At 39.1% G+C, this 16,922-nt stretch carries 15 protein-coding genes and 3 riboswitches; of the genes, 12 read left to right on the forward strand and 3 right to left on the reverse strand.

The genetic code is table 11. The annotated features are described in order from the left end of the window. Positions 1 to 7: 7 nt before the first annotated feature. A riboswitch (SAM riboswitch) is annotated at positions 8 to 112 on the reverse strand. Positions 113 to 153: 41 nt separating this feature from the next. Continuing rightward, positions 154 to 1,065: a sulfite exporter TauE/SafE family protein gene (locus UN64_RS14945; protein ID WP_077364175.1), complete on the reverse strand. Its 912-nt coding sequence runs from the start codon at positions 1,063 to 1,065 to the stop codon at positions 154 to 156. Positions 1,066 to 1,278: 213 nt separating this feature from the next. Next, a riboswitch (SAM riboswitch) is annotated at positions 1,279 to 1,384 on the forward strand. Positions 1,385 to 1,474: 90 nt separating this feature from the next. Here UN64_RS14945 and UN64_RS14950 point away from each other — a divergent pair. The 12 genes from UN64_RS14950 to UN64_RS15005 all read left to right on the forward strand — a co-directional run bounded on the left by UN64_RS14950 (position 1,475) and on the right by UN64_RS15005 (position 14,784). Continuing rightward, a complete protein-coding gene (locus tag UN64_RS14950) occupies positions 1,475 to 1,618 on the forward strand; it encodes a YezD family protein (protein ID WP_226534934.1) in 144 nt (47 codons plus the stop codon). A 110-nt stretch (positions 1,619 to 1,728) separates the two neighbouring features. After that, positions 1,729 to 2,433 carry a phosphoadenylyl-sulfate reductase gene (locus UN64_RS14955; RefSeq protein ID WP_077364177.1) on the forward strand — a complete coding sequence of 235 codons (705 nt, stop codon included), beginning with the start codon at positions 1,729 to 1,731 and terminating at the stop codon, positions 2,431 to 2,433. 23 nt (positions 2,434 to 2,456) lie between these two features. Further along, entirely contained in the window at positions 2,457 to 3,653 is a 1,197-nt protein-coding gene (sat, locus tag UN64_RS14960) for a sulfate adenylyltransferase (RefSeq protein ID WP_077364179.1), read from the forward strand. Next, the gene (cysC, locus tag UN64_RS14965; RefSeq protein ID WP_077364181.1) at positions 3,619 to 4,218 is read left to right on the forward strand and encodes an adenylyl-sulfate kinase; all 600 of its coding nucleotides are present in this window, start codon (positions 3,619 to 3,621) and stop codon (positions 4,216 to 4,218) included. The genes sat and cysC overlap by 35 nt, the downstream gene beginning before the upstream one ends. A gap of 16 nt (positions 4,219 to 4,234) precedes the next feature. After that, on the forward strand, positions 4,235 to 5,863 hold the full coding sequence (locus tag UN64_RS14970) for a nitrite/sulfite reductase (protein ID WP_077364183.1): 1,629 nt from the start codon (positions 4,235 to 4,237) through the stop codon (positions 5,861 to 5,863). 14 nt (positions 5,864 to 5,877) lie between these two features. Next, the gene (locus UN64_RS14975) at positions 5,878 to 6,099 is read left to right on the forward strand and encodes a DUF3906 family protein (RefSeq protein WP_077364185.1); all 222 of its coding nucleotides are present in this window, start codon (positions 5,878 to 5,880) and stop codon (positions 6,097 to 6,099) included. Between the two features lie 12 nt (positions 6,100 to 6,111). After that, entirely contained in the window at positions 6,112 to 6,900 is a 789-nt protein-coding gene (gene cobA / locus UN64_RS14980) for a uroporphyrinogen-III C-methyltransferase (protein ID WP_077364187.1), read from the forward strand. Further along, the gene (locus UN64_RS14985; RefSeq protein ID WP_077364189.1) at positions 6,901 to 7,653 is read left to right on the forward strand and encodes a sirohydrochlorin chelatase; all 753 of its coding nucleotides are present in this window, start codon (positions 6,901 to 6,903) and stop codon (positions 7,651 to 7,653) included. It begins immediately after the preceding gene. Between the two features lie 13 nt (positions 7,654 to 7,666). Next, complete coding sequence (locus tag UN64_RS14990) at positions 7,667 to 8,302, forward strand: precorrin-2 dehydrogenase/sirohydrochlorin ferrochelatase family protein (protein WP_077364191.1); 636 nt, start codon at positions 7,667 to 7,669, stop codon at positions 8,300 to 8,302. Positions 8,303 to 8,307: 5 nt separating this feature from the next. Then, positions 8,308 to 8,421, forward strand: a riboswitch (SAM riboswitch). A 61-nt stretch (positions 8,422 to 8,482) separates the two neighbouring features. Next, positions 8,483 to 10,333 (forward strand): bifunctional homocysteine S-methyltransferase/methylenetetrahydrofolate reductase, encoded by a 1,851-nt coding sequence (locus UN64_RS14995; RefSeq protein WP_077364193.1) that lies wholly within the window; start codon positions 8,483 to 8,485, stop codon positions 10,331 to 10,333. Then, complete coding sequence (gene metH, locus UN64_RS15000; RefSeq protein WP_077364195.1) at positions 10,326 to 13,778, forward strand: methionine synthase; 3,453 nt, start codon at positions 10,326 to 10,328, stop codon at positions 13,776 to 13,778. The genes UN64_RS14995 and metH overlap by 8 nt, the downstream gene beginning before the upstream one ends. Positions 13,779 to 13,953: 175 nt before the next feature. Then, positions 13,954 to 14,784, forward strand: a complete 831-nt coding sequence (locus UN64_RS15005) for a serine hydrolase (protein ID WP_077364197.1) — start codon at positions 13,954 to 13,956, stop codon at positions 14,782 to 14,784. A gap of 42 nt (positions 14,785 to 14,826) precedes the next feature. Here the strand turns inward: UN64_RS15005 and UN64_RS15010 are convergent, their stop codons facing one another. Together UN64_RS15010 and UN64_RS15015 are read right to left on the reverse strand one after the other, a co-directional pair. Continuing rightward, the gene (locus tag UN64_RS15010) at positions 14,827 to 16,086 is read right to left on the reverse strand and encodes a YeeE/YedE family protein (protein WP_245802047.1); all 1,260 of its coding nucleotides are present in this window, start codon (positions 16,084 to 16,086) and stop codon (positions 14,827 to 14,829) included. 535 nt (positions 16,087 to 16,621) lie between these two features. Further along, positions 16,622 to 16,831 (reverse strand): endonuclease, encoded by a 210-nt coding sequence (locus UN64_RS15015; protein ID WP_245802048.1) that lies wholly within the window; start codon positions 16,829 to 16,831, stop codon positions 16,622 to 16,624. Positions 16,832 to 16,922 lie beyond the last annotated feature (91 nt).

The following is a 16,922-nucleotide window of genomic DNA, read 5'->3' on the forward strand; positions in this document are numbered from 1 at the left end:
GATCGAAGTCTCATCTTTCAGAACGTTAGTTGTTCTGCTGAAATTAGCACCATGCATCTCTGCTGGTTGCCGGGCTTCATAGGGTCAGTCCCTCCGCCTCTCTGGATAAGAAGATTGAATATTGAATTAAGGACTATAATACATACCTCACAATCAATAGTCAACAGAATTTTTTAAAAATTTTGGATTTTTATTTTCTTCAGTACTTTTTTTCGGAAAGCTTTTTACTGTATAGATAATACCTACTGCCCAAAATGCCGCTAGAACAAAATAAATGGCAAACATAACGTTTGACGAGAAACCAAAGGTCATAAGCAATGTCCTAACATTGGTTATAATGATCAAGCCGCCAACTAAAACCCCTAAAATGTGTGATGGAAAGATTCGAACTAGCCATGCTGCAATTGGGGCTGCAACAATACCCCCTGCCATGAGGGCACCAACCCAAAGCCATTCAACTTGCTCCCAGCCTAGAGAAATAAAGAATCCGAAAGATGCGGAAACGGCTACAGCAAATTCACTCGTATCAACGGAACCTATAACTTTTCTAGTTTTCATATCTTTTGCCATAAGGACAGGAGTTGTTACAGGACCCCATCCACCACCACCTGTCGCATCTAGAAATCCAGCAAGTAAGCCAAGGGGCATTAGCTGTTTTTTTGAAAAAGAGTTTACAGAGGGAGCCGTCTTTCTTTCTCCAAGTTTATAGAGAAAACGAAACAAAATATAGATTCCAAGAATAATAAGAAATAGAGAAACATATGGTTTCACAATATCTCCTGGAAGGCTGCTTAAAAAACAAGCGCCTAAAAATGCACCGATCGAACCCGGCAGAATTAAGCGGAGAACCACCTGCTTATCAACGTTTCCAAACTTAATATGGGAAACTCCAGATGCTGCTGTTGTCACAACTTCAGCAAGGTGGACAGAGGCGGATGCTGCTGCCGGCGCAATCCCCGCTACCAAGAGCAGGGAAGTCGAAGTAACCCCATATGCCATTCCGAGTGAGCCGTCGATCAGCTGTGCCATAAGTCCAATAAGCGCTAGAACGATTAACTTTTTCATCAAATTCCTCCTCAAAATAAAAAGGCCCTTAACAAGTTATGTTAAGAGCCTTCGGTTTTTCCGATCAGCGATTCGGATGAAATTTTAGTTATTACTATATGTTCCAGGAAGACAAATTGTCAACTGCAGGTTTAATTTTTTTCAGAAAAAATAGAAAATAAAAAAATAGGGCTTGATATCCGTTTCAGATGTGATATGATTTTAAAAATTAAACACTTATCCAGAGTGGTGAAGGGAACTGGCCCGATGAAACCCGGCAACCTGCGAATCGTAAGGTGCTAACTCCAGCAGAATGTTTTTACATTTTGGAAGATAAGGTAATACGTTTACCTCCACTATCTTTCCGAAATGGGAAGGTTTTTTTATTTTAATTTAGAGATATTTTGTGAAAAAAAGGGAGGCCAGTGGAGTGGCGAACGAAAAGAGTGAAAACGATTTTCTTCCTCAGCTTCAAAAAATGCTGAGCAACATCAAATTTGGGTCCATAACTTTAATCGTGCAGGATGGAAAAGTAATTCAACTCGAAAAAAACGAGAAGGTAAGAATCAAATAGCGCTGACTAGAAAACTAGAGGCGGTTTTTAACGTATAGGGGCATGCTCCTTATAACGTTAAAGCCGCTTTTTTTGTTGGTCTATTTGTTTTTCATGAAGGAGGTAAAAAATTGCTGACCTATCAAACTTGGAATAACAACATTCAAGAGTTTAATAGCGACAACCCTGAGAAAGGTGCATTAGATGTTCTGAAATGGGCGTATGAAATGTATGGCGATGATCTCGTATATGCGTGCAGCTTTGGAATCGAAGGAAGTGTATTAGTGGATCTTGTAACCCAAATCAAACGTGATGCTCAAGTAGTCTTTTTGGATACGCAGCTGCACTTCCAGGAAACATACGAGGTGATTAATGCTGCAAAGAAAAGGTATCCATGGCTGCGTATTAAGCTTAAGACGCCCGCCTTAACACTTGAAGAACAGGCAATTAAGCATGGTGAAGAACTTTGGAAGGTGAATTCAAATCATTGCTGCACCATTAGAAAAATAATTCCTTTAGAAGAAGAGCTCAAAGGCGTAAAAGCATGGCTTTCCGGGTTGCGCCGTGAACAGTCGCCTACGAGACAACAAACTCAGTTTATTAACAAAGATGAGCGTTTCCGCAGTATTAAGATCTGCCCGCTCATTCACTGGACGTGGAAAGACATTTGGCGATACGCCCATAAGCATAATCTGCCGTATAACACACTTCACGATAATGGGTATCCAAGTATCGGTTGTACCCCTTGTACAAAAGCAGCAATAAACGCAGATGACCTCCGTTCCGGCCGCTGGTCAGGAACTGGGAAACTAGAATGCGGTCTTCATGAAGACTAAGGAAAAATTGGAGGAGATACAGTATGGCAACTTTACAACCACACGGAGGAACATTAATTAATCAGTTTAGACCGGATACACCGTATGAGCACATACAAAAAGAAATTGAGCTTGATTTAACAGCACTTAGTGACCTTGAATTAATAGCTATCGGAGCATACAGCCCATTAACCGGGTTCCTAAACCAAGCAGACTATCAATCTGTCTTAGAACGTATCAGGCTGAGTGATGGAACGGTTTGGAGTCTCCCGATTACATTGCCAGTAACTCATGAAACCGCACAATCTCTTAGTACAGGAGAAGACGTCAGGCTTACGTTTGATGGCGAGACATACGGGATCTTGCAGGTTGGTGATATCTATTTCCCAGATAAGCATATTGAAGCAGAGAAAGTCTATAAAACTTCTGACATAAAACATCCAGGCGTAAAGAAGCTGCTGGAGCGGCCGACGGTTTATGTGGGCGGGGACATCACGCTCGTTAAACGGCTTGAAAAAAAATCTTTTAAGAACTACCACCTTGACCCACGTGAAACTAGAAAGAAGTTTAGCAGTTTAGGCTGGAAAACAGTTGTTGGTTTTCAAACAAGAAATCCAGTGCACCGTGCGCACGAATATATTCAAAAAACGGCTCTTGAGACGGTTGATGGACTCTTTTTAAACCCGCTAGTCGGGGAAACAAAGTCAGACGATATACCGGCAGATGTAAGGATGAAAAGCTATCGCGTACTCATTGAAAACTATTATCCGAGCGACCGTGTGTTCCTTGCAGTATTTCCTGCAGCCATGCGTTATGCCGGACCGCGTGAAGCTATTTTTCACGCACTAGTGAGAAAGAATTATGGCTGTACACATTTTATTGTTGGCCGTGATCATGCTGGTGTAGGCAGTTATTACGGGACGTATGAAGCTCAGGAGATCTTTTCACAGTTTACCGCCAATGAGATCGGTATCACCACACTCTTCTTTGAACACAGCTTCTATTGCACAAAATGTGAGGCCATGGCTTCTTCTAAAACGTGTCCGCATTCCAGTGAACATCATGTAATTTTATCTGGAACGAAAGTAAGAGAACTTCTAAGAAATGGGGAATTGCCTCCAAGTACATTCAGCCGGAAGGAAGTCGTTGAAGTGTTGATCAATGGATTAAGACGACATGAAGAAAACCAGCTTAAAGGAGATGCAAATGAATACACAGCACAATACCGTCTGGCACGATAGTTCCATTACAAAAGAAGATCGAAGAAAGCTAAACAACCATTCTAGTTTTGTCCTGTGGTTTACAGGACTATCCGGATCAGGAAAGTCCACCATTGCTAATGCACTTGCAAAAGTCCTATATGAACGAAACATCCGAAACTATGTGCTTGACGGTGACAACATCAGAAACGGATTAAACCGTGATCTATCGTTTTCGGATGAAGACAGGACGGAAAACATACGCAGAATTTCAGAAGTTTCTAAGCTTTTTGTTGATAACGGAACAGTGGTTTTGACAGCATTCATCTCACCTTTTATACAAGACCGTGAAAGAGCAAAAGAAATCGTTTCAGAAGAAGAATTCATTGAGATCTTTGTTTCATGCCCGATAGAAGAATGTGAAAAACGAGATCCGAAAGGGCTTTACAGCAAAGCTCGCAAAGGGGAGATTACTGATTTCACTGGAATCGATTCCCCATATGAGGAACCGGTGTCTCCTTCTCTTACGATTCACACAAATGAAAAGAATGTAAGTGAGAGTGTAGATGCTATTTTGGCTTATTTGCAAAAGAAAAAACTCATCTAAAAAGGAGACTGAGAACATGGCTTATGAAAAAGCGTGGGCTGATAATCCGAAGCTCAATAAAACGGAGCAAAAGAAGCTTGTGAAAGACGGGTTAAAAATATTTGAAGATATCCCTCATTACGCAAAAAACGGCTTCGCATCTATACCAAAAGAAGAGTGGGACAATTTTAAATGGGCGGGTCTGTATTTGCAGAGACCTAAAGAAGATGGATACTTCATGATGAGGGTCAATGTACCCTCTGGCATATTAAGCTACGAACAAATAAAAACGCTTGCTCACATTTGCAAAGATTATGGAAGAGGCGTATTTGATATCACGACACGACAAGCCATCCAGTTTCACTGGCTGACCATTGAACAAATCCCGGATATTTTTAGACGTTTAGAAGCAACAGGGCTATCAAGTGCTGGGGCATGCGGTGATATTACGAGAAATATTATGGGGAATCCGATTGCCGGGATAGATCCTCAAGAACTATTTGATACATCAGAGATTGTAAAAGAAGTGTATGAATTCTTTCAGCACAATGAAGATTTTTCTAATCTGCCGAGAAAATATAAAATGTCCATCAGTTCTAATGTGAACAACAGTGCGCATGCGGAGATAAATTGTGTAGCTTTTACTCCAGCTTATAAAGAAGTTGATGATAAAGAGATTCCTGGTTTTCATATTAAGATTGGCGGTGGATTATCGTCGAGGCCGTTCTTAGCGCAGCCGCTTGATGTCTTTATAGAACCGCATCAGGTAAAAGAAGTGGCTATTGCGATTACTACCATTTTCCGTGATTACGGCTATAGGGAAAAACGCCACTTCGCGCGACTTAAATTTTTAATGGCAGACTGGGGACCAGAAAAATTCAAAGAGAAACTCTTAGAATATACAGGACAGCTTCCTTCTAAAGGCAGAGATGCACTTCAAGGCTGGAACGGCGGATATTTCTATGGTGTTCATCCTCAAAAGCAAGAAGGATTAAGCTATATTGGCTTTAATGTGCCAGTTGGACGATTAGATGCGGATGAAGTACTGAAGCTTGCAGAAATAGCAAAGTTATACGGAAACGGTGAGATCCGAACGGTAAATTCTCAAAACTTAATAATTCCTAACGTGAAACATCAAAACGTTGAATCGCTGCTGCAAGAAGATATCTTTAAACGAATCACGACACAGCCTCTTTCTTTTATAGGGCATTCTGTTTCCTGCACGGGTATTGAATATTGCAATTTAGCACTGGTTGAAACGAAAGAAAGAATGCGCCGAATCGCTGAAAGCCTGGATCAGAGAATCACACTTGACGTACCGATAAGGATTCATATGGTCGGCTGTCCTAACTCTTGCGGACAGCGTCAAATCGCAGATATCGGTCTGCAAGGCGTACTGTTAAAAACGAAAGAGAAAAAGATGGTGCAAGCTTTTGAGATTTACGTTGGCGGAACGCTTGATGATGGAGGAAAGTTTAATGAAAAGCTGAAAGGAAAATTCCATGCTGATTTTCTTGATGAAGTACTAATTCGTTTTCTAGACCATTTTAAAGAAACGAAGCTTCCTCTTGAAACTTTTTTCGATTATATCAACAGGGTAGGACTTGAACCTCTTCAAATAGAGCTAGATCGAATTTCAGAGCAATTAGAAGAAAAAGTTTCGTGAAGGGAGGTCTTCCTATGTATTTATATCGGTTTGAAGTGAGCTTGAAATCAGAAATTATTCCTGTTGTAATAGCTGCTACAACAGATGAACAAGCATTTCAGCTCGTAGATGTTGAACTTGAAAAGTATTTTTTAAAACAGCCAGATTTTGAAGAGATTTCACTCTACGAAAAGAAAAAAATCCGCAGCGGCAATGGATTTGTATTATATGAAAGGGAAAATATACTTAATCCTTAAGGAGTGATGATGATGGGAAAAGTTTATCTTGTCGGAGCCGGCCCAGGTGATCCAGGGTTAATTACTGTAAAAGGCTTACGATGCATTCAGGAAGCAGACGTGATTTTGTATGACCGATTGGTGAATAAAGAACTTTTAGCTCATGCAAAAACAGAGTGCGATCTTATCTATTGCGGTAAATTGCCAAACTACCATTCCATGAAACAAGAAACAATCAACAGCTTTTTAGTAAAGCACGCTCAAAGAGGAAAAACAGTAACCCGTCTTAAAGGCGGCGATCCATTCGTCTTCGGAAGAGGCGGCGAAGAAGCAGAAGCACTTTCAAAAAGCCGTATAGAATTTGAAGTAGTACCTGGCATTACATCAGGAATTGCAGCACCTGCATACGCTGGTATTCCAGTCACACATCGAAACATCTCTTCAAGTTACGCGATTGTTACTGGTCACAGGAAAAAGGGTGAAGAAGAAGAGTTGAAATGGGACAGTTTAGCCAAAGGAATTGATACATTAGCGATCTACATGGGTGTAGGTAACCTTCCCTATATCTGTGAACAGCTGACAAAACACGGGAAAAACAAAGACACTCCGGTGGCACTAGTCCAATGGGGATCGTTAGAAAATCAGAGAACTGTAACAGGAACATTAGAAACCATTGAAGATATTGTATTGCGTGAAAGAATTGAAAATCCGAGCATGATCGTTGTTGGAGAAGTGGTTCGACTCCGGGAGGAACTTAAGTGGTTTGAACAGCTTAATGAAGAAGAATCAGTTAAGATGACTGCTATTAGCGGAGCACTTTAGATGAAAGCCTTACTTTTTATCTGTCATGGTACAAGACTGCAAAAAGGCCGTATTGAAGCAGAAGAATTTGTAAAAGAATCCATGGCTTCCGTTAATGTTCCAATCAAAGAGATCTGTTTTTTAGAACTTGCTGCACCTTCCATCCCGCAAGGTTTTATAACATGCATACAGAAAGGAGCTACGAGCATCTCTGTTGTTCCTGTATTTTTATTGTCAGCTAATCATGTAAAGATAGACATTCCAAAAGAACTGAGACAATTACAACTCCATTTTCCTCAAATTGAAGTTAAGTACGGGCGCGCATTCGGCGTACATGAAGCCGCTTCTCACTTATTATGGGAAAAAATTACGAAATGTGTTTCTAGTTTAAGTAAGAACTCATACATTTTATTGGTTGGAAGAGGAAGCACAGATCCAGATGTAAAGCGGGATTTAGAGCAGATCGCATCAAATCTTCAGCAACATTATGGTATACCAAGTATTCAAGCTTGTTTTCTCACCGGTTCAGCTCCAAGTTTTGAAGAAGTATTATGGAACAGCCAATATTCATACGATCAAGTAGTTGTTGTTCCATATCTTTTGTTTTCAGGTCTATTAATAAATGAAATGAAGCTTACTACAAAACGATATATGGAATATTCAAAACTAGAAGTGATCCTATGCGAGACGCTTGGATATCACCCCATTTTAAGAGAAGTGTTACTCACTCGGATAAAAGAGACACTTCACAAAAAAGAATTTGCAATTTTTTAAAAGTGAGGTATTTATGTACCCTATACACGTAGACCTATCCGGTAAAGAAGTTGTTGTAGCAGGAGGCGGTCCTGTTGCTTACCGAAAAATAAGAGATCTGCTGAAAGAAAAAGCAGTAATAACTGTCATTAGTATTGATGTAATTAAAGAGATTCAGGTATTACATGAACAAAAAAGCCTCACTTGGATTTCAAGAGAGGTTAAGAGTAAAGATTTCGAGAATGCTTTTCTTGTAGTCGCAGCGACGAATTCAAAAGAGGTGAATGCTGAGATTGCTATTAATGTAAAAAAGAACAAGTTGATTAATGTAGCTGACCAGACGCAATTAGGCAATTTTATCATTCCGGGCGTGGTGAAAAGAGGTAAGCTTGTACTCTCAGTTTCAACCTCTGGGGCTAGTCCGAACTTGTCTATCTCAATTAAAAAAGAGCTTCAGCAAAAATACAGTAAAGACTATGAATCTTACTTGGAGTTTTTATTTGAATGTAGAACCATCATCAAGAATGAATTTCCGATAATAGAAAGGAAAGCTCTATTGGCTGAGATCGCAGACCCGGCATTTTTACATGATGTGAACAAACGGTATGTATATAAAAAGAAATTATTAAACGGGACAATTATAACCCAGATTTATAGTAAACCAGATTGAATAAACCCTTATCAAGAGAGGTTGAGGGAGTGGCCCTATGAAACCTCAGCAACCAGCAGCGTAAAGCTGAAAAGGTGCTAATTCCTGCGAGTCCACGTATGGACTTGTAAAGATAAGAAGACCAAACACTCAAAAAGTCTTCTTTCTAGAAGGCTTTTTATTTTATATAAGGAGGCTGACATGAGCTTAGTAACAGATTTAAAACAAAACAAGATACTAATCGGCGATGGAGCTATGGGTACACTTCTGTATTCTTACGGCTCGGATTTTTGTTACGAAGAATTAAATCTATCACAGCCGGAGCAAATCTATAATATTCACCGGGCTTATCTAAATGCCGGCGCTGACATTATTCAAACAAATACGTATGCAGCCAATTATTCAAAGCTAGAACGTTATGGCCTCCAAGATCAAGTAAAAGAAATTAACAAAGCAGCTGTTCAAAATGCAAGAAGAGCTGCTAAAAACCAATATGTCTTAGGAACCATTGGCGGGATTCGCGGTATTAAACCAAACAGTATTTCACTTGATGAAATTAAACGCAGTTTTCGTGAACAGCTCTATTGTTTACTCATGGAAAACGTAGACGGTATACAGCTGGAAACGTATTACGATCTGCAAGAACTTGAAACTGTATTAGAGATTGCTAGAAATGAAACGTCTCTTCCAATCATTGCTCAAGTTTCTCTTCAGGAAATAGGCTTTCTGCAAGACCGAACTCCAATTTCGGAAGCTTTGTTGCGTCTTGAGGAAATTGGTTCGGATGTGGTGGGATTAAATTGCCGGTTAGGTCCTTATCACATGCTGAAGACACTAGAGGAAGTACCGATTCCTAAAGGAGCATTTTTATCTGCTTTTCCGAACGCCTCGCTTCCTTCATATTCAGATGGAAAGTTCCAATATGAAAGTGATGCTGAATATTTTAAAGAATGTGCTCATTTGTTCAGAAAGCAAGGTGTCAGTGTTCTAGGAGGCTGCTGCGGTACGACGCCTGCACACATACGTGCTTTCTCAACCGAGCTTAAGAATCTGCAGCCTGTAAAAGAAAAAGAAGTAAAACAAAGAAAAAGAGATATTGTTATTCAGTCAGCTTCAAAGTCTAATTATGTTCCGCTTTTTGAAGAAGTAAAGAAGAAACAATCCATTATCGTGGAACTAGACCCGCCTCGCAAGCTTGATACCTCTCGTTTTATGGAGGGTGCAAAGGCTTTAAAAAAAGCGGGAATCGACGCTCTTACAATGGCTGATAATTCTCTAGCGTCCCCGCGAATATGCAATTCCGCATTAAGTTCAGTTGTTCAGTCAGAATTAAACCTTCGCCCGCTCGTTCATATTACGTGCCGCGACCGGAACTTAATCGGGCTTCAATCACACTTAATGGGGCTTCATACACATGGAATCCGTGAAATTTTAGCTGTAACTGGAGATCCAGCAAGTGTCGGTGATTTTCCTGGTGCATCATCAGTTTATGATGTCACTTCATTTGAACTAATCAAACTCATTAAGCAGTTTAATCAAGGATTGTCATTATCGGGAAAAGAACTTGGAGAAAAGACTTCCTTTAGTGTGGGAGCAGCTTTTAATCCAAACATCAGGTTAATTGATAAAGCAGTTGAACGTTTAGAAAAGAAGATTGAATATGGTGCGGATTATTTTATAAGTCAGCCTGTGTTTTCAGAGGAAAAGCTAATTGAAACCTATGAAGCTACCAAACACATTGATAAACCGATCTATATAGGAATCATGCCGTTAACAAGTTCACAAAATGCTGAATTTCTTCATCATGAAGTGCCAGGGATAAAATTATCTGACGATGTACGAGAACAAATGGGAAAATATAAAGAAAATCCTAAACAAGCAAGTGTTGTAGGTTTAAACATAGCCAAGTCACTTTTGGATACAGCTATGGATCTTTTTAATGGAATTTATCTCATTACTCCATTTATGCGTTATGAACTCACTGTTGAATTAGCTAATTATGCAAGAACGAATCATCCATCCCTGTTAGCAAGGAGGTCGCAGAATGCCTAAAACATCAATAGAAGGTCAGCTGAAAAAGAAAATATTAATTATGGATGGCGCAATGGGGACGATGCTTCAAGAAGCAAATCTCACAGCAGAAGATTTTGGCGGCGAGGCGTATGAAGGGTGTAATGAATATTTAAATGTTACAGCACCAGATGTTATTGAATCAATTCACTTAACATATCTCCAAGCCGGCGCAGATATCATTGAAACGAATACCTTTGGAGGAACTAATCTTGTTTTAGACGAGTATGATCTTAGCGTACGAGCTTATGAGATTAATAAGTTAGGAGCGGAAATTGCGAGAAAAGCAGCTGATGCAGTTTCTACCGAAGAATGGCCGCGTTATGTTGCCGGTTCAATGGGTCCAACTACAAAAACATTAAGCGTTACTGGCGGAACTACATTTGATGCGTTAAGAGATGCTTATGCAGAGCAAGCAAGAGGACTAATCGACGGCGGAGCTGACCTGCTGCTATTAGAAACAAGCCAGGATATGCTGAACGTAAAAGCGGGTTTTTTAGGTATCGAACAAGCGATTGAGCAAACAGGAAAACGAGTTCCTCTTATGGTATCAGGAACGATTGAACCGATGGGAACAACATTAGCTGGTCAATCGATAGAAGCGTTCTATATTTCATTAAAACATATGAATCCTTTAGCAGTTGGTTTAAACTGTGCGACTGGACCTGAATTCATGCAGGACCATATTCGCTCGCTTTCTAATCTATCAACAACTGCAGTCAGCTGCTATCCGAATGCAGGGCTGCCTGATGAAGAAGGAAATTATCATGAGACTCCAGATTCCTTAGCAGCTAAATTATCAGGATTTGCAGAAAAAGGCTGGCTGAATATTGTAGGAGGCTGCTGCGGCACAACACCTAATCATATAGAAGCATTAGCAAATGTAATGAAGAATTATTTACCACGATCGATTCAAACGAGTGAAACGCATATGGTCTCAGGAATTGAACCTTTCATTTATGATGATCCAACGTTACGGCCGATTATGGTCGGTGAGCGTACGAATGTAATTGGCTCAAGAAAATTTAAAAGGCTTATTGCGGAGAAGAAGTTTGAGGAAGCTGCTGAAATCGCAAGAGCTCAAGTAAAAGGCGGCGCACATGTACTGGATGTCTGCTTGGCAGATCCAGACAGAGATGAAAAAAGTGACATGGAAGAGTTCATGAAGGAAGCGGTTAAGAAGGTAAAGATTCCTTTTGTAATCGATTCAACTGATGAAGATGTTATCGAGCTAGCTTTAAAATATTCACAAGGTAAAGCTATCATTAATTCTATTAACCTTGAAGACGGAGAAGAACGATTTGAAAAAGTGATTCCGCTTCTGCATAAGTATGGAGCAGCAGTTGTAGTAGGAACCATTGATGAAAAAGGAATGGGTGTTTCAGCAGAACGAAAGCTTGAAATTGCAACAAATTCGTATCAGCTTTTGGTGGAAAAATATAAAGTCTTGCCTTCAGATATCATATTTGACCCCCTCGTTTTTCCAGTAGGAACTGGTGACGAACAGTATATCGGTTCAGCAAATGCAACTGTTGAAGGAATTAGGCTGATAAAAGAGAGTTTTCCTCATTGCCTCACCATTCTCGGAGTGAGCAACGTGTCATTTGGACTTCCACCGGTAGGCCGTGAAGTATTGAATGCCGTATATCTCTATCACTGCACACAAGCGGGACTGGATTATGCGATCGTGAACACAGAGAAACTCGAACGATTTGCTTCTATTTCTAAAGAAGAGATTGATATGGCGGAAAACCTATTATTTAAAACAACAGATGAGGCATTGGCAATTTTTACTGAATTTTATCGAGGGAAAAAGAAAGAAACGATATCGAAGCTGCCTGACATGACGTTAGAAGAGCGGCTGCAATACTACATTTTAGAAGGAACTAAGGAAGGGCTAATTCCTGATTTAGAATTGGCATTAAAGAAATACCCTGCACCTCTAAAAATTATAAACGGACCGCTCATGGATGGCATGAAAGAAGTAGGCAGATTATTTAACGAAAACCAGCTTATCGTTGCTGAAGTTCTTCAAAGTGCAGAAGTAATGAAAGCGTCCGTAGCATTTTTAGAACCATACATGGAGAGTAATGATACTTCATCATCTAAAGGTAAGGTATTGCTTGCGACTGTGAAGGGTGATGTTCATGATATTGGGAAAAACCTCGTAGACATTATATTAAGCAACAACGGATTCCAGGTTATCGATTTAGGTATTAAAGTTACACCGCTTGAATTGATTGAGGCTGTAAAGAACAATAAACCAGATATTATCGGGTTGTCAGGATTGCTGGTAAAATCAGCTCAACAAATGTTTTTAACTGCAAATGACATGCGTGAAGCGAGTATTTCCACACCGATTTTAGTTGGAGGCGCTGCTTTATCTAGAAAATTTACCGATACGAAAATCTCAAAAGAATATGATGGGATGGTTCTTTACGCGAAAGATGCGATGGAAGGCTTATCACTTGCAAATCAACTTCAAACTCCTGAGGATCATGAGAAGCTCGCCTCTGCTTTTAGTGAAAGAAAGAGAACGATAGCATTAGATACTGGACGATCCGATGGTGGTACAGCAACTGCAACAGCTATTAAAGTAAGATCAAACGTATCACAAAAAGCACCAGTTTTTATACCAAGTGATACAAGAAGGCATATTTTAAGAAACTATTCCTTGTCTCACATACAGCCATATATTAATTTGCAGATGCTTTTAGGTCATCACCTTGGCATAAAAGGAAAGATATCGAGATTACTTGAGGAAAAAGATGAGAAAACTCTTCATATTAAGTCAATCGTTGATACGCTGTTAACTGAGGCAAAAGAAAAAGATTTAATTAATCCTTCTGCGATGTATCAATTCTTTCCGGCACAATCAGATGGAGACAGTGTTTTGATTTACGATCCTGTTGATCATCGAACAATCATTGAGAAGTTTGATTTCCCACGACAGACTAAAGAGCCATATCTCTGTATAGCAGATTACCTTAAATCAAAAGACAGCGGGGAAATGGATTATGTTGGCTTCTTTTCTGTAACTGCAGGTACAGGTATAAGAGAGCTTGCAGCTGAAATAAAAGAACAAGGCCGTTTTTTAGAAAGTCACGCACTTCAAGCATTGGCACTTGAAACAGCAGAAGGTTTCGCTGAGCTTGTTCATCAGCAAATGCGTGACCGCTGGGGGTTTCCTGATTCGGTTGATTTTACTATGAGAGAGCGTTTTTCAGCACGCTATCAGGGGCAGCGGTTTTCATTCGGTTATCCTGCATGCCCTGAGCTTGAAGATCAGCAAAAGTTATTCAAGCTGATTCAACCTGAAGATATTGGCATTCAGTTGACAGATGGCTGCATGATGGAACCAGAAGCCTCTGTATCTGCGATTGTATTTGCGCACCCAGAAGCCAGATATTTCAATGTATTAAGTTAAGTATGACCATGGCAAAAAGCACCTTCAGACGGTGCTTTTTGTATTATTAGTTAATTTCCACATAATGAGGATTGTACTGTGACTGACTGTCTTAATTAGTTCTTGAAGGAAGGCATTTCAATAAGATAAAGCGAATTTCATAATATCAACATTTTTGGGGAAGGAGGGAGCGGACATGCTGAAACAGATAGAGAACGATCTTTTGCGTTTGATTTCGTCGGGAAAAGGTACTTATGGGATTTCGATTTATTACTTCGAAACAGAAGAAGAATTTGTCTATAATCATGATGAAGAATTCTATGCGGCTAGCATCATTAAAATCCCTATCATGTCAGCAGTACTTGCTCAAGTGTCTGAAGGGAAACGTTCACTATCTGATAAGATTCGAGTACGATCAGAAGACATGGTTTCTGGTGATGGTATTTTAAAGAACCTTACTCCAGGAACGGAATGGACTATTCATGATTTAGTGGTACTGATGATCATTGAAAGTGATAATACAGCAACCAACCTTTTAATCGATATATTAGGAGTTGAAAACATCCAGCTATACATGACAATTTGGGGCTTTAAGCAGACTCAATTTCGTCATAAACTTCAAATTAAACCATCGAGGAAACATAATGAATCAAATTTAATAACAGCAAAGGAAATGAATCATTTTTTAAGAGATATAGCTATGGGCAATATCGTATCCATGAGTGTTTGCCGTAAGATGATAGAAATTATGAAGCAACAAAAGATGAATGATTTACTGCCAAGTCTTCTTCCTGAAAATGACGGTATTATCGGAATGATTCCGATTTGGGAAATGGCGCACAAAACAGGTTATGTACCAGGTGTTGAACATAATGTAGGATTATTCTATTTACCAGGGCATACCTTCGCTATTTCCGCACTTAGTAAAAACGTACCCAATCGAGATGAACCAAAAAGAATTATGAGCGAATTAGGATCCTTGCTGTTTAATACTAGAGAATTAAGCAGGTACATAAATAAAAGCTAGTGGAGCGGAGATTTAAATCCCAGCCACTAGCTTTTTTCATATTTAACATACAGAATCATTTGATTTTGGATTTTTTAATCCAAATAACGGACGAATAAATAGGGCTAAAAATGTTCCTGCCATCGCCATAATTCCCCAAACCCAGCCGTGAAGGCTGAAAGAAGCAATTCCGCTAAAATAAGCACCGATGTTGCAGCCAAATGCTAAACGTGCACCGTAGCCCATCAATAAACCGCCAATAATAGAAGCTCCTGCAATCCCTGGTTTAATCTTTCCTGGTTTAAATGTTCCTTGAAAAGCAGCAGATATAAATGCTCCTAAAATAATTCCGAAGTTCATTACGCTCGTAGCATCTGTCAGCACACTTTTTGTTAAAGCATCACCTTTGCTTCCAGCGAAATACCCCCAGCTTGAAACATCAACTCCAGTTGCCATCAATGCTTTTGAACCCCATAGTGCAAATGCTGAAGTAATACCCCAAGGACTTCCTTTTACCGCTAAAGTTACAGCATTTAATACAGCTAACACGATAGCAGCTGTAAACAGCGGCCAAGAACCGCGCAATATTTTTTTCCACCCAACAGTTGTCGGAAGTGGTTTCATCATAGGCGGATTTTTCTTTTTAGCAATTTGAATCGTGATCCAATAGATAAGGCCAAACAATGCTAACTGAAATACCAATGCACCCAGATAACCAAATCCAGGTATCTGGTTAAATGCGATTGGCGGGAGGGAAGGTAATCCCATCCAGAAAGTAAAATGATACGCCCCTATAACAGAACCTGCAATAAAAGAAATCAAGGTTAGAATCATTGAAGAAGATCCGCCGCCTAAAGAATACAATGTTCCTGAAGCACAGCCATTACCAAGCTGCATCCCGATTCCAAACAGGAAAGCACCAAAAAGAATACTGATTCCTACTGGTGATACATTTCCTTCAGGTGCAGCTCCCGTAAAACTAAACCCTGTACTTAATATCACAGCAAATAATACAGATGCAACTGCCAGCATAACCATATGTGCTTGCAGTCCTTGAACATTACCAACGGATACTAGACGTCTAAATGCTGAAGTAAATCCAAAACGTGCATATAATAATGCATTTCCTAGCAAAATACCTATGATGAACAGAATTCCCTGAGTCCAATTAGCCGTATTAACAATAAAGAATAACAAAATCAATGCGGACAGAATTCCTAGGGCAGCCCATGGTTTTTGCAAAGGACTTAATTCAGTAACAACTGTTGTATAATGCCGTTTACTTGATTGAGATATCTGTGTGTCAACTGATGAATGTGCCAAAATAACCCTCCTAATCCTATAAAACTTATCGGAATTAAAGTATTATACAACGAATCCTATTCAATATAAAGGTATTTAGTGCATGTTTTTATGATAATTGGTCTAATAATTTTGTTAGCAAGGGATAAATCAATGTAAAAAACTTTGGAATGATACAAATGCGAAGTAACAAGATAAATGAAGAGAATAAAAGCAAATCATTTAATACAAATTAAGATATTCAAAACACATAACTGGATAATAAAATGAACTTAATTTAAATGATTTATAATTATTGAAACAACATTAATATAAAAAATTATAAAAACTATATTTTTCAAATTTCGTCTCACTATCTTAAGTAATCTTTAGTTTTGAGATTATTTCTTATACATTTTACATAGCTGCCTATAATAGATATTATGTCTACTAAAAAAAGAAGTAGACTTTTTTCCTTTTCTACTTCTCTTTTATTTAACTTCTTATTTTATTTTTTCTTATAGGGATTTATCTTCGGTTAATGCATTAAATAAATTTAAGAATTTTTTGTCGTTGTTTAGCCAACTTTTTTAAAGTAATTTTCATTTATTGTGTATTGCCTTAACCAACTTCCTCGTGGTCTTCTTGTTACATCATTACTTTGTAGGACAGAATTAATATATCTTGCTGACACATTCGCTTGCTCGGCTATTTCTACCGTTCTGCTTCCACTTTCGTACATTTTAATAATTTCAGGAATACTCATGGTGCATTTCTTTTTACGCATCCCAATCAACTCCTTTGCTTTTATATTCATATTATATCGAACATATGTTCTTATATCGAATTATAAGCATAATAAAACTAGAAAAAAATAT

The sequence above is a fragment of the Fictibacillus arsenicus genome (genome assembly GCF_001999465.1).
Lineage (GTDB): Bacteria > Bacillota > Bacilli > Bacillales > Fictibacillaceae > Fictibacillus > Fictibacillus arsenicus.

Excerpts from the sequence above, each read along its gene's own strand:
- cobA (WP_077364187.1), top strand. The coding sequence starts at position 6,112 with ATGGGAAAAGTTTATCTTGTCGGAGCCGGCCCAGGTGATCCAGGGTTA.
- UN64_RS14995 (WP_077364193.1), top strand. The coding sequence starts at position 8,483 with ATGAGCTTAGTAACAGATTTAAAACAAAACAAGATACTAATCGGCGAT.
- cysC (WP_077364181.1), top strand. The coding sequence starts at position 3,619 with ATGAATACACAGCACAATACCGTCTGGCACGATAGTTCCATTACAAAA.
- UN64_RS14985 (WP_077364189.1), top strand. The coding sequence starts at position 6,901 with ATGAAAGCCTTACTTTTTATCTGTCATGGTACAAGACTGCAAAAAGGC.
- UN64_RS14990 (WP_077364191.1), top strand. The coding sequence starts at position 7,667 with ATGTACCCTATACACGTAGACCTATCCGGTAAAGAAGTTGTTGTAGCA.
- UN64_RS15005 (WP_077364197.1), top strand. The coding sequence starts at position 13,954 with ATGCTGAAACAGATAGAGAACGATCTTTTGCGTTTGATTTCGTCGGGA.
- UN64_RS14975 (WP_077364185.1), top strand. The coding sequence starts at position 5,878 with ATGTATTTATATCGGTTTGAAGTGAGCTTGAAATCAGAAATTATTCCT.
- UN64_RS14970 (WP_077364183.1), top strand. The coding sequence starts at position 4,235 with ATGGCTTATGAAAAAGCGTGGGCTGATAATCCGAAGCTCAATAAAACG.
- UN64_RS15015 (WP_245802048.1), bottom strand. The coding sequence starts at position 16,831 with ATGCGTAAAAAGAAATGCACCATGAGTATTCCTGAAATTATTAAAATG.
- sat (WP_077364179.1), top strand. The coding sequence starts at position 2,457 with ATGGCAACTTTACAACCACACGGAGGAACATTAATTAATCAGTTTAGA.
- metH (WP_077364195.1), top strand. The coding sequence starts at position 10,326 with ATGCCTAAAACATCAATAGAAGGTCAGCTGAAAAAGAAAATATTAATT.
- UN64_RS14945 (WP_077364175.1), bottom strand. The coding sequence starts at position 1,065 with ATGAAAAAGTTAATCGTTCTAGCGCTTATTGGACTTATGGCACAGCTG.